This is a genomic window from Lactobacillus delbrueckii subsp. delbrueckii DSM 20074 = JCM 1012 (genome assembly GCF_001433875.1).
In the GTDB taxonomy this organism is placed as follows: Bacteria; Bacillota; Bacilli; order Lactobacillales; family Lactobacillaceae; genus Lactobacillus; species Lactobacillus delbrueckii.
The window spans coordinates 1,742-10,181 of sequence record NZ_AZCR01000053.1; the positions used below are offsets into that span (position 1 = coordinate 1,742).

Sequence of the window (8,440 nt, forward strand, 5' to 3'; positions counted from 1 at the left end):
CCCCTTCATCTTCATGGCCATAATTGCCCGAGACTTGTAGGTTCTGGTTGGCTGCAGGTTAGCCAGGGCCACCTGCTTGATAAAGCCGTCGTTTGTGGCCAGCAGGAAGGCCAGGTCTGGATCATCCAAAGCTTCCAAGGCAAAGACCCGGATGATGCTCTCGTCAGCCGCCAGGCCCAGTTCCTGGGACAAGTGCTGGCCAACATCCTTCCACTTGCTTTCAACCAGCTCATGCACCGGCCGGTAGATCAAATTGCCGTGGTTGGTGAAGAGGTAGAGGTTGGTCAAAGTCGACAGGCTCCCTTCATAAACCACCCGGTCAGTTTCCGGCAAGCCATTGTCGCCGGCTTCAGTTGACTGGAAGGACCGCATTGAGGACCGTTTGATGTAGCCGTCACGGCTGATCAAGACCCGGACTGATTCTTCCGTGATCAAGGCCTTTTCATCAACTTCGACTCTGGCAGTTTCATCGCTGATTTCACTGCGCCGGTCTGAGCCAAATTCCTTCTTGACGGCCCGGAGTTCCTTGATGATTTCCTTTTGCAAAACTTTCGGGTCCGCCAAAATCTTCTCGTAAGCTGCGATCTTGCTCGTCAGTTCTTCTTCTTCAGCCTGCAGGGCCAAAACGTCAGTATTGGTCAAGCGGTAAAGCTGCAAGGAGACGATGGCTTCGGCTTGCCGATCAGTGAAGGCAAATTCCGCTACCAGGTTCTTCTTGGCGTCAGCCTTGTTCTTAGAAGCCCGGATGACCTTGATCACCTGGTCCAAGATACTCATGGCCTTGATCAAACCCTGGATGATTTCCAGCCGGTCTGAGGCCTTCTTCAAGTCAAACTGGGTCCGCTTGGTTACGACTTCTTCTTCGTGCTCCAGGTAGGCGGCCAGGATCCGCTTAAGGCCCACTTGGACTGGAGTCATGTGGGCAATGGCCACCATGTTGAAGTTGTAGGAAACCTGGAGGTCAGTATTCTTCAAGAGATAGTTGAGGATGTTCTGGGCGTCAGCGTCTTTCTTAAGTTCGATGACAATAGAGAGACCGTGGCGGTCAGTTTCATCTCTGACTTCGCTGATTCCGTCCAGTTCCCGGCTGACCCGGATTTCATCGATCTTCTTAACCAGCTGGGCCTTGTTGACCATGTAAGGAATTTCCGTCACCACGATCTGCTGGCGGTGGCCCCGGATCTCTTCAATATGGGTCTTAGCCCGGACCTGGATCCGGCCCTTACCGGTCTTGTAGGCATCCCGCAAGCCTTTTTTGCCCATGACGATCCCGCCAGTCGGGAAGTCTGGCCCTTTGACAAAGGTCATCAGGTCTTCCAGGCTGGCATCCGGGTGCTTGAGCAAGTGGATAGTGGCGTCTAAAACCTCGCCCAGGTTGTGGGGCGGAATTTCCGTGGCGTAACCAGAAGAAATCCCAGTTGATCCATTGACCAGAAGATTAGGGAAGCGGGCTGGCAAAACCGTTGGTTCATAGGCGGTGTCGTCGAAGTTGAGCACCATTGGCACGGTTTCCTTGTCGATATCCTCCAACAGGACATTGGAAATCTTGGCCAGGCGGGATTCCGTATAACGCATGGCGGCGGGACTGTCGCCGTCCATGGACCCGTTGTTGCCGTGCATTTCGATCAATGGCTCTCTCATCTTCCAGTCTTGAGACAGGAAGACCAGGGCCCCGTAGATAGAGCTGTCGCCGTGCGGGTGATAGTTACCCATGATATTACCGACGGCCTTGGCTGCCTTCTTAAAAGGCTTGTCAGCCGTATTGCCGTCCCGGTACATAGCGTAAAGAATCCGTCTTTGCACGGGCTTTAGCCCGTCGCGGATGTCCGGCAAGGCCCGTTCTTGAATAATATATTTGGAATAGCGGCCAAAGCGTTCGCCCATGACCTGTTCCAAAGGCATTTCACGAATCCGCTCGTGAGTTTCTGGCATATACTGCTTCCTTCCTAATCATTTACCTTGTCTAAGATCGACTCTTCCTCGCCCAGGCGGAATTTGACGTTTTCTTCAATCCACTTTCTTCTGGCGGAAGCCTGGTCACCCATCAAGGTGGTTATCCGGCGTTCAGCCAACTGGGCATCGTCGATTCTGACCCGGATCAGCATCCGGCTTTCTGGATTCATGGTCGTCTCCCAGAGCTGGTCAGCATTCATTTCCCCCAGCCCCTTGAAGCGCTGCAGGGCATAGCCCTTGCCCACCTTCTTTTCATCCTCATCCCGTTCTTCATCGGTCCAGGCGTAAAGGTTGGTCTGCTTCTTGCTGATTCTGTAAAGCGGCGGCAGGGCAATGTAGACCTTACCTGCTTCGATCATCGGCCGCATGTAGCGGTAGAAGAAGGTCAAAAGCAGGATCTGAATGTGGGCCCCGTCGTCGTCGGCATCAGTCATAATGATGATCTTGTCGTAGTTGGAGTCTTCAACCTTGAATTCAGTCCCGACACCGGCTCCGATCGTATGGATCATCGTGTTGATTTCTTCGTTCTTGAAAATATCCGCCAGCTTGGCCCGCTGGGTATTCAAAACCTTCCCCCGCAAAGGCAGGATGGCCTGGAAGCGGCGGTCCCGGCCTTGCTTGGCGCTGCCGCCGGCTGAGTCCCCTTCGACTAAGAAAAGCTCGTTTTTCTTAGGGTTTCTGGACTGGGCCGGGGTTAATTTCCCGGACAGGACTTCCTTCTTGTGCCGTTTCTTCCCGTTTCTGGACTCATCTCTGGCCTTCTTGGCCGCCTCTCTGGCATCCCGGGCCCTTAGGGCCTTCTTGACCAGATCCTGAGCCCATTCCCCGTTTTCCAGCAGGTAGTAAGACAATTTCTCGTAAACGATGCTGTCGACCGCGCTTCTGGCCTGGGGAGTCCCCAGCTTACCCTTGGTCTGCCCTTCAAATTCCAGCAGTTCTTCCGGGATCTTGACGCTCAAAACGGCGCTGAGCCCTTCCCGGTAGTCGGACCCTTCCAGGTTCTTGTCCTTCTTGCCCAAAAGCCCCTGCTTCTTGGCATAGTCGTTAAAGGCCCGGGTAAAGCCGCTTCTGGCCCCGACTTCGTGGGAGCCGCCGTCAACAGTCCGGACATTGTTGACGAAGGAAACAAAGTTCTCTGAGTATGAATCGCTGTACTGGCCGGCAAATTCGATTTCCATCCCGTCCTGGCTTCCTTCAAAGTAGAAGACCTTGCCGATCGTCCCCTTGCCTTCGTTGAGGTAGGAAACGAAACTTTCAATCCCGTCGTCATACTGGAAGACGTCGTGGTGGTTTGGCGTCCGCTCGTCCGTCAAAGTAAACTTGACTCCTTTAAGCAGGAAGGCCGATTCCCGGATTCTTTCCTGGATGGTCTCGTAGTTGTACTTAGTCGTTGAAAAAATCATCGGGTCCGGCTTGAAAGTGATCGTGGTCCCGGTCTTTTCCTTGGTCGCCCCCAGGCAGCGGAGGGTGCCGATTGGGTGACCGCCATTTTTGAATTCTTCCTCGTAGGCCTTGCCGTCACGCACCACGTGCACCTTCATGTAGCTGGACAGGGCGTTGACCACGGAAGAGCCGACCCCGTGCAGACCGCCGGAGGTCTTGTAGTTCTGCTCCGTGAACTTGCCTCCGGCATGCAGGACAGTAAGGATGACTTCAATGGTTGGCCGGCCTGAGGCATGCATCCCTGTCGGCATCCCCCGGCCGAAGTCCTGCACGGTCACGGAATTGTCCTCGTGGATGGTCACGTTGATTTCCTGGCCAAAACCAGCCATGGCTTCGTCGACGGAGTTGTCGACGATTTCGTAGACCAGCTGGTTCAAGCCGTGGATGTCGGTTGACCCGATATACATCCCCGGCCGCTTGCGGACTGCCTCCAGCCCGTGCAGAATTTGAATTGAAGAATCATCATAGGTGTTCTTTGGCAAAATAAAACATCTCCAAGCTTTAGATTATAAACTTCGTATCAATTCAGTCCGTTATTTGTTAAAATAGCAGGTACATGATAAACGGAGTTGATTTGATGTTTGCAATGAAATTTGCATTACTATTAATTTTAGCATACTTAATTGGTTCTTTTCCGACCGGTGTTTTGGTCGGCAAGCTCTTCTACCACAGGGATATCCGGGATTACGGGTCGCACAATATCGGGACCACCAACACCTTCCGAGTCCTGGGCCCCAAGGCCGGCACCCTGGTCTTCCTGGTTGACTTCTTCAAGGGAACCCTGGCCACCTGCCTTCCCCGGATCTTCCACTTGGGTGGCCACCACTTGTGCCTGATTTTCGGGGCAGCGGCTATTTTCGGCCACGCCTTCTCAATATTCCTCAAGTTCAAGGGCGGCAAAGCCGTGGCCACCACGGCGGGCTTTCTTCTGGGCTACAATGTCCAGTTCTTCGGCCTCTGCGCCTGCTTCTTCATCCCCCTGCTCTTAATCACCAGCATGGTGTCCTTGAGCAGCTTGATTTCAGTCGTCTTGATCTTTATTTCCAGCTTCTTCTTCCATGATACCTTCTTGACAGTCATGTCAGGAGTCCTGGTTGTCCTCATCTGGTGGAGCCACCGGGCCAACATCAAGCGGATTATCGCCGGAAATGAGAACCTGGTTTCCTTCGGCCTTTACTATCATATTAAGCAAAAGCAGGACAAGGACAAGAAGGAGTAGTAATTTTTGAACCAATCCTATTATACGGAACACACGTTCAAAATGCAAAGGGCTATTTTTTAAATATTGCTAAAGCAAAAGCCATGATTCGCCAGAATCATGGCTTTTTTCAGATTTCCTGGCCCAAAAACCGACTCTGATAGAGGTCAGCGTAAAAGCCGTCCTTGGCCAAGAGACTTTGGTGGTTGCCGCTTTCGACGATTTGGCCGTGGTTGATCACGATGATCTTATCGGCATCCTGGATGGTTGACAGGCGGTGGGCAATCACGAAGCTGGTTCTTTCCTGCTTCAGATCGGCTATCGCCTTCTGGATCAAGCTTTCCGTCCGGGTGTCAACCGAGCTGGTCGCCTCATCCAGGATGAGAATTTCCGGATCAGCTAAAAAGGCCCGGGCAATCGTCAAGAGCTGCCTTTACCCCTGGGAAATGTTTGTCCCTTCTTCGTTTAACAGGGTCTCGTAGCCATCCGGCAGCTGGCGGATGAAGCTGTCGGCCCTGGCCAGGCGGGCTGCCTGGTAAACCTCTTCATCACTGGCATATTCCCGGCCGTACTTGATATTGGCAAAAATTGTCCCACAAATCACATGCAACTTGTACTAATAAAAAAAGACTTGCCAGGCAAGTCGCCCAGCAAGTCAATGTTTTTATAGCAATTTTAAGCATGGTTTTCACCCTCTTTTTTGGCATCTTCTTCCATGCGTTCTTCTAAGAATAATGCCTGTTTGTCCAGTTTCTTCAAGATGTTCAGGTATTCCGCCTTTTCATCGTCACTTAAAGGACTCATCAAGTCGCCAACAAAGCCCAGCCAGCTGGAGTGGTTGCGTTTGTTTTGCTCTCTGCCCTTTTCAGTCAAGTAGAGGCGGAAAAACCGGTGGTCGCTGTTATCCCGGCGCCGTTCAATCAAGCCATGCCGCTCCAAACGGTCCACGACTTCACTGATTGAGGATGGCCTTACTCTGGCAAAGCGGGCCAGTTCCACCTGCTTCATCCCCTCATTCTTGCTGAGCAGGGCCAAAGTTCGGTTCTGCCCCCGGACGCCGCCGTGCAGCTTCTCATACCGCATTCCCATTTGGGCCAGTTGCCGCTGCAAACGCATGCTCCGGTAAAACAATTCTTCATTAAGTTCTTCTTCTGCCATCCTGCTTGTCTTTTCTGCAAAAAATAATCAAGAAATTAAGATTCGGTACCTACCTATCTAGTATACCTGGATCATGACAATGTAAAGCAAAACAGCCGCCAAAAGGCAGCTGTCAGCAATTAATCAAACAATTTTCGCAGGATTTGCATTACTCCTTCATCATTGTTGCTTGGGGCAATGTGGTCAGCGATCTTTTTCAAGTCCGGGTGGCCGTTGACCATGGCGTAGCTGGTCCCGGCCGCTTCTAACATGGTCAGGTCATTTAAGTAGTCGCCAAAAGCCAGAATTTCATCTTGCTTGATTCCTTTAAGGTCAGCGATCTTCTTTACCGCTGCTCCCTTATTGGCGTCCTTGTTAACGATGTCGATCCATTCCGGCCCAGCCAAAACCGCGCTTAAGTTGCCCGGCATTTCCGGCAGTTGCCGGTAGATGCTTTCAGCGGCCCCGCCTTCGATATAAACAGTGAATTTGATAATTTCATCGCTGTTTACTTCAGCTTCAAGGTCTTCAACATAGCGGCGCTTGATATAGTAAGTATCCAGCTGCTTTAAAAAGTTCCGGTCACCTTTAGGGTCGTGGCAGATTGCCTGGCTGACCCCGCAGAGAATCGGATTGGCCAGGGGCTCATCTTTAAAGAGGTCCAAGCAGAATTTTGCTTCTTCCGCTGTAATGCCGGCCTTGGCCAAGACTTGCCCCTGCTGGTAGATCAAGCCGCCATTGTCGCCAATGAAGATCAAGTGGTCTTTGATCTCCTTGAAAAGCTCTTCATTGGTGTAATATGGCCGACCACTGGCGATCACCATCTGCTGGTCCGGGTGGCTTAAGACCCAAGGGGCAAATGAAGCGGGCACCTCTTTGGCGTCATTGACCAGGGTGCCATCCATGTCAGTCGCGATTAATTTGATTTTTTTCTTTTCTTCCATCTTTTTCTCCAAACTCATTTTTTCTAGCTTCTTAGACCATTATTTCATTTTTTGTAAAGGATTTCAAAGCTTTCTGCATGAAAAAAGCAGGCAAATGCCTGCTTTGCTTCACACTTCTTAACCGTAGATCTGGTTGACTGCCTGCCGGTAGAGGTCGACTGACAGACCAGCCGGATCTGCGTTCTTAAGGCGAAGATAATCCTCGCGCAAGTCTTCCCACTGGTCCCAGTCCTTAATCGTTTCTTCCTGGATGGTCAAAAAGCGGGTATTAAAGGCTTCACTCCACTTGCCACCGTCAGTTTTGACCAGGCGGTATTCATCCCCGTCTTCTTCCTTGATGATGGTCAAGTCTAACTTAAAGTTGACCTTGCCGCTCTTCTTAGCCCGGTGCAGGAAGGTTAAAGCCTGGCTGTTTTCCCGGCCGCCTTCGAACTTGCTGGCCAGACCGGCAGTTAAGCCGGCGCTGATTTTAGCCAGAAGGGCCGCTGGATCTTCTTCGGCCGCCTTGACCAGCTTTAACTGGTAGTCCAGGTCCACCACCCCGTCGTTTTGGGTCACGAAGTTGCCTGCCGTCCCGACCGTGCTCTCCAGTTCCAGGCTGATGCCTTTTTGCCGCAAGTCCGCCAAAGCGGCGTTGACCGCGTCAACCGTCAAGTAGCGGTAGATCTTGATTTGTTCTTTCAGGATGTAGCTGTACATAATGCCTCATTTCTTCTCTGCGCCAACCACCTGGTTCTTGCCTTGTCTTTTGGCTTGGTAAAGATAGTTATCAACCAGCTGAATCATTTTCCGCAACTCTTCTTCATTGGCAACCGCGCTGGTAGCATAGCCGATGCTCAAAGTGGCTGGCTCTTCTAATTACTGGTTTAGTTTAGCATATTCAGCTTGAAAAATCTGCAATTTTTTAACAAAATCACCATCTTCTAAGCCAGAAGCAATAATCAAGATTTCATCCCCGCCATAGGGGGAAGTCTTCCCGCAAGGCCAGGCGGTTATACAGGCCGGTCAATTCATCGGTCCGGCTGCGACAAAAAGCGTCCCGTTGGCCTGGTGCAGGATGTAATTGTAACAAGAGCTCTGCCTAAACCAGTACCGGCGCAGGACAATACAGGCCTGGCCGATAACGTAAAAGAGGAAGAGGTCATAGGCATCCTGCCAGGCAACCTGGACATGGTTGACAAGAATGATTGCTGAGATCATGAGCAGGCTCAAAGCCACTAAAGATAAGCCATGCCCGGCTTTATAGTAGGGAAAGACGCAGATGACCATCATCATCAAGACCAGTTCAAAAAAGTAGCTGCTCCCCTCCTGGGTACTGTACAAGGTAAAACCAGACAAGATGGCATTGACCGCCAGGTTGGCAAAGCAGATCCGGATTTCAAGCTCGGCAGCCTGCGGGCGTTTTTGTAGCCAAATGAGCAAAAACAGGTTGGGCAGGTTGGCTAATAGCAGGAAAAGATAGACCCATTCACTGGCAATTACTGGAAGCACCGAGATATTTGCATAATCTGAATTGAGGTCAAATATGCCTAAAAAGCCAATGACCGCGATCAAACTGGAAACGGCAATTCCCATGGTTAAATTATTGCTGGCTATTCCCCTGGCAAACGCCTCTGAAGCCAGGTAGTCAGCGTAAACTGCTTCTTTTTCATCGGCAAATTGCCAGCTGAGGCCATGAACAGCTTTTTTCTACTCTAAGTCAAGTGTTATCAACGATTTTAGGCAATTTTATTTTGAAATAAGAGCTCGATCGGGAAATGACTCC

At 51.2% G+C, this 8,440-nt stretch carries 8 protein-coding genes and 1 pseudogene; 1 reads left to right on the plus strand and 8 read right to left on the minus strand.

Annotation, left to right across the window (positions count from 1 at the left end; all coding sequences use genetic code 11):
* Both parC and parE read right to left on the minus strand, forming a co-directional pair.
* Positions 1 to 1,932 (minus strand): DNA topoisomerase IV subunit A (gene parC, locus FD23_RS06935; protein ID WP_236743904.1); only part of this gene is annotated, 1,932 nt, incomplete at its 3' end.
* A gap of 14 nt (positions 1,933 to 1,946) precedes the next feature.
* Positions 1,947 to 3,881 carry a DNA topoisomerase IV subunit B gene (parE, locus tag FD23_RS06940; RefSeq protein WP_155445156.1) on the minus strand — a complete coding sequence of 645 codons (1,935 nt, stop codon included), beginning with the start codon at positions 3,879 to 3,881 and terminating at the stop codon, positions 1,947 to 1,949.
* Positions 3,882 to 3,973: 92 nt separating this feature from the next.
* On the opposite strand from parE, the gene plsY reads away from it, so the two are divergent.
* Positions 3,974 to 4,615, plus strand: a complete 642-nt coding sequence (plsY, locus tag FD23_RS06945; protein ID WP_025896143.1) for a glycerol-3-phosphate 1-O-acyltransferase PlsY — start codon at positions 3,974 to 3,976, stop codon at positions 4,613 to 4,615.
* Positions 4,616 to 4,724: 109 nt separating this feature from the next.
* Here plsY and FD23_RS10625 read toward each other — a convergent pair.
* From FD23_RS10625 to FD23_RS10630, 6 genes and pseudogenes are all read right to left on the minus strand, one after another.
* Positions 4,725 to 5,189 (minus strand): annotated as a pseudogene (locus tag FD23_RS10625) (ATP-binding cassette domain-containing protein); the annotation flags it as partial.
* Between the two features lie 80 nt (positions 5,190 to 5,269).
* Positions 5,270 to 5,752, minus strand: a complete 483-nt coding sequence (locus FD23_RS06960; RefSeq protein WP_025896147.1) for a MarR family winged helix-turn-helix transcriptional regulator — start codon at positions 5,750 to 5,752, stop codon at positions 5,270 to 5,272.
* Between the two features lie 119 nt (positions 5,753 to 5,871).
* Positions 5,872 to 6,693, minus strand: a complete 822-nt coding sequence (locus FD23_RS06965) for a Cof-type HAD-IIB family hydrolase (RefSeq protein ID WP_025896149.1) — start codon at positions 6,691 to 6,693, stop codon at positions 5,872 to 5,874.
* Positions 6,694 to 6,792: 99 nt separating this feature from the next.
* Positions 6,793 to 7,374, minus strand: coding sequence for a hypothetical protein (locus FD23_RS06970; protein ID WP_003614986.1), 582 nt, complete (start codon positions 7,372 to 7,374; stop codon positions 6,793 to 6,795).
* A gap of 6 nt (positions 7,375 to 7,380) precedes the next feature.
* Entirely contained in the window at positions 7,381 to 7,515 is a 135-nt protein-coding gene (locus FD23_RS10905; protein WP_230844815.1) for a hypothetical protein, read from the minus strand.
* Positions 7,516 to 7,680: 165 nt separating this feature from the next.
* Positions 7,681 to 8,166, minus strand: a complete 486-nt coding sequence (locus tag FD23_RS10630) for a hypothetical protein (RefSeq protein WP_230844814.1) — start codon at positions 8,164 to 8,166, stop codon at positions 7,681 to 7,683.
* Between the last annotated feature and the right edge of the window lie 274 nt (positions 8,167 to 8,440).